Here is a 4457-nt window from a genome sequence, read left to right on the forward strand (position 1 = left end):
GCCTTCGGTGGGCCAAATCGGCCCACCGGGTTCCTTGCCGCGCTCGCCCGATATCCCGTATCGCGCGTCGCGGCCCACGCCTGCCCGGATGAACCGATTTGGCCCATCGAATCGATCCCCTATAACCATGAACCGCTCTAGCCATTTCGGCGCCGCCTGACAATCGGCGACACGGTGATATCCAGCAGCTCCAAAGGCTTTGGTGGGGTTTTTTGACGGGGATGCGACAGATTTACGACATCTCCACGTCGATGACGCCCGGAAGCGTCCGCAGGACGCCCGCGATTTGCGGGTTGAGGCGGAAGCGGCCGGCAAGCCGCACCTCGACCTCGCGGCCGGCCCCGTCAAGCGAAACGACGAGATCGATGACGCCCTTGCCCTTGTCGGGAAACCGGCTTTCGAGCGCGTCGAGCTCGGCTGCCTCGCTGAGGAAAATCCGCAAGCTCTGCTGCTCCAGGCGGGCCGCGGCCGCATCGAGCGGCTCGACCTGCTGCACGCGCAAGCGCACCTCGCCGCCGCGGATGTCGGCCTCGACGTTGACCAGCACCGACTTGCCCGGTTCCAGCAGGTCGCGGGCGGCGCTGAGGGTGTCGGCGAACACCACCGCCTCATATTGCCCGCTCGGGTCGGAGAAGCCGACGAACGCGAACGGGTTGCCGCTTCTTGCCCGCCGCTCCTGGCGGAACACGACGGTGCCGACAAGGCGCGCCGCGCTGTCGCCGCGCTGGATGGCGGCATGGAACTGGCTCCAGCTCTTGACGCCGGCGCGCTGCAGCGCCGGCATGACGTCGTCGAGCGGATGGCCGGAGAGAAAGAAGCCGACCGCCTCGAACTCGTGCTTGAGCCGTTCCATCGGCGGCCACGGCTCGACCTCGCGCAGCCGGATGGGCTGGGCGTCGGCGCCGTTGGAAAACAGCTCGTTCTGGCCTCCCTCGCGGGATTCGGCGGCCCGCGTCGCGTGGCCGAGGATGGTCTCGGCGGCCTTGACCACCGCCGCCCGGTTGGGTTCGAGGGCATCGAAGGCGCCGGCCGCGGCGAGGTTTTCCAGCGCCCGCCGGTTGACCATGCGCGGCGAGACGCGGCTTGCGAAGTCGGTGAGATCCCGGAACGGGCCCGCCCGCTCGCGCTCGGCGACGATGTGCTCGACCGCCTGCCGGCCGACAGTCTTGATGGCGGCGAGCGAATAGTGGATGGCGTCGCCATCCGGCGCGAAGGCGACGCCCGAGACGTTGATCGAGGGCGGCTTGAGGCGGATGCCGAGGCGTTCGGCCTCGCGGCGGAAATCGTTGAGCTTGTCGGTGTTGTTGATGTCCAGCGTCATCGAGGCGGCGAGGAACTCGGCCGGGTAATGCGCCTTGAGATAGGCGGTCTGATAGGCGATCAGCCCATAGGCCGCCGCGTGCGACTTGTTGAAGCCGTAGTCGGCGAATTTGGCGACCAGCTCGAAGACGTGCTCGGCCTGCTCGCGGGAAATGCCGTTTTCGACCGCGCCTTCGATGAAGCCGGCACGCTGCTTGGTCATCTCCGACTTGATCTTCTTGCCCATGGCGCGGCGCAACAGGTCGGCCTGTCCGAGCGAGTAGCCGGACATCACCTGGGCGATGCGCATCACCTGCTCCTGATAGATGATGACGCCGTAGGTTTCCTCCAGGATCGGCCGCAGCATCTCGTGCAAATAGTCGGGCTTTTCCAGCCCGTGCTTGCGGTTGCAATAGGTCGGAATATGGTCCATCGGCCCCGGCCGATAGAGCGAGACGAGGGCGATGATGTCCTCGATCCGGTCTGGCCGCATGCGCTTGACGGCGTCGCGCATGCCGCCGCTTTCCAGTTGGAACACGCCCGAGGTGTCGCCGCTCGAAAGCATGTCGTAGGTCGCCTCGTCGTCGAGCGGCAGGGCGCCGATATCGAGCGCGATCCCGCGCCGGGCCAGGAGCTTGACCGCGGTGTCGATCACCGTCAGCGTCTTCAGGCCGAGAAAGTCGAACTTCACCAGCCCCGCCTGCTCGACCCATTTCATGTTGAACTGGGTGACCGGAAATTCCGAGCGCGGGTCGCGGTAGAGCGGCACGATCTCGTGCAGGGAGCGGTCGCCGATGACGATGCCGGCGGCATGGGTCGAGGCGTGGCGGTAAAGCCCCTCCAGACGCAGCGCGATGCGCAGGAGCTGGGCGACGAGCGGGTTTGAATCGCGCGCTTCGGCAAGCCGCGGCTCGCCGGCGATGGCGTCGGCGAGGCTCACCGGATGGGCCGGATTGTGCGGCACCAGCTTGGCCAGCCGGTCGACCTCGCCATAGCGCATCTCCAACACCCGGCCCACGTCGCGCAGGACCGCGCGCGCCTGCAAGGTGCCGAAGGTGATGATCTGCGCCACCTGGTCGCGGCCGTAGCGATCCTGCACGTAGCGGATCACCTCGTCGCGCCGGTCCTGGCAGAAATCGATGTCGAAGTCGGGCATCGACACGCGCTCCGGATTGAGGAAGCGCTCGAACAGGAGGCCGAAGCGGATCGGGTCGAGGTCGGTGATGGTCAGCGACCAGGCAACCAGCGAGCCCGCGCCCGAGCCGCGCCCCGGCCCGACGGGAATGGCGCGCGCCTTGGCCCATTTGATGAAGTCGGCGACAATCAGGAAATAGCCCGAATAGCGCATGCGCTCGATGACGCCGAGCTCGAATTCGAGCCGCTCCTCATAGTCTTCCGTGTCGTGGTCGGCGGCGGGCCCCTGGGCTTGAAGCCGCGCGGCGAGGCCTGCGCGCGCCTGGGCCGTCAGCTCCTCGTCCTCGTCGCCGTCGGCGCCGGCATATTTCGGCAGCATGGGCGCCGCCGGCTGCGGCCAATAGGCGCAGCGCTCGGCGATCTCGACGGTGCTTGCGAGCGCCTCGGGGAGATCGGCGAACAGCGCACACATCTCGGCGCGCGTCTTGAAGCCGTGCTCGGGCGTCAGCCGGCGGCGGCTTTCGTCCGAGACCGGCGCCCCTTCGGCGATGCATATAAGCGCGTCATGGGCCTCGAAATCCTCAGGTCCCGGGAAGAAGGCATCATTGCTGGCAACGAGCGGCAGGCCGAGCGCATAGGCAAGCTCGATCAGCGGCCCTTCCGCCGTCCTTTCGGCGTCGAGGCCGTGGCGCTGCAGCTCGACATAAAGGCCATCGGGAAAGAGCGCCGTCAGCGCCTCGGCGCGCGCGCGGGCCTGGTCCGACCGGCCGGCCTCGATCGCCTCGTTGACGGGCCCGCCTGGGCCCCCGGTGAGCGCGATAAGCCCCTTTCCATGGGCCTGAAGATCGGCAAGCCGGACATGCGGCCGCTCGGCCGGATCGGTTTCGAGAAAGGCGTGGCTTGAAAGCCGCATCAGGTTGCGGTAGCCGGCCTCGCTGCGGGCAAACAGGGCGAGCGCGGGAAAGTCGCGGCGCTTCTGCCTGGCGCGCGCGGCGTGGGCGTCGCCCGCCTCCTCGCCCATGTCGACGGCAAGCGTCAGGCCGATGATCGGCTGGATGCCGGCATCGGCCGAGGCGGAAGCAAATTCCAGCGCGCCGAACAGATTGCCGGTGTCGCAGATGGCCAGCGCCGGCATCGCGTCGGCGACCGCAAGCCCGACCAGGCGCTTGATCGGCAGCGCCCCTTCGAGCAGCGAATAGGCCGAGCGCACCCGAAGGTGCACGAAATCGGGGGTTGATCTCGGCTTGTGCCGTTTGCTCTCGGCCATCGAATCGCCTCGTCGAAGACGCCGCATCCTGGCCCAGCCTTAAGGTCAAGTCACCTCGCCGGAGCGCGCTTTTCCACATGCGGGGGGCGAGAGGGTGCAGCGCGCTCCGGCTTTCGGGACGATGCGAGGCTCTAGAGAAGACCCATGAGGGCGTCCGAAAGCGCCACCAGGCCGGCCCCGAAACTGAGCAACGCGAGTGCCGCGGCCAGGTCGCGAATCGAAAACATCATGGCTGCCTCCTCCATAGCGCCACCACTATGTTCTCGTTTTGTTCTCACGTCAAGGAGAAATATTTCAAACCGTGACACCACCTCGGCGACCTTTTCGCCGCGCCGATAACATCGGCTGGCCGCTTCTCGCCTTCCGAGCCTTAGGAATTGCAGCTTACGAAATATTCGTATGGGTCGGAGGGGCCGCCACTCCCGCGACGTTCAATCGGTCCACGGTCAACTGGTAGGCGGCAGTGCTGATTGACACGCTGCTGGTAGGCTCTGTCGACAAACACAGCCTCGGCCAATTCCGACTCTGTCCGACCTAGGCGGTTCATGGTTATAGGGGATCGATTCGATGGGCCAAATCGGTTCGTCCGGGCAGGCGTGGGCCGCGACGCGCGATACGGGATATCGGGCGAGCGCCGCAACGAACCCGGTGGGCCGATTTGGCCCACCGAAGGCTAAGGTTCTTTTGCGCCGTGGCGGTGTTGCGGCTGTTGGCCGATGCACCGCATCGCCCGGCGAGCCGCGCCTGGCCACGGCGC

1 protein-coding gene is annotated in these 4457 nt (G+C 66.9%); it reads right to left on the reverse strand.

Annotation, left to right across the window (positions count from 1 at the left end; translation table 11 throughout):
- Window positions 1-232: 232 nt before the first annotated feature.
- The gene (dnaE, locus tag Q8P46_18070) at window positions 233-3700 is read right to left on the reverse strand and encodes a DNA polymerase III subunit alpha (GenBank protein MDP2622052.1); all 3468 of its coding nucleotides are present in this window, start codon (window positions 3698-3700) and stop codon (window positions 233-235) included.
- Window positions 3701-4457: the final 757 nt, after the last annotated feature.

The organism is Hyphomicrobiales bacterium, from assembly GCA_030688605.1.
Lineage (GTDB): Bacteria > Pseudomonadota > Alphaproteobacteria > Rhizobiales > NORP267 > JAUYJB01.

Bases quoted from the DNA above. Each gene is read 5' to 3' on its own strand.
- dnaE (MDP2622052.1), bottom strand. From the start codon at position 3,700: ATGGCCGAGAGCAAACGGCACAAGCCGAGATCAACCCCCGATTTCGTG.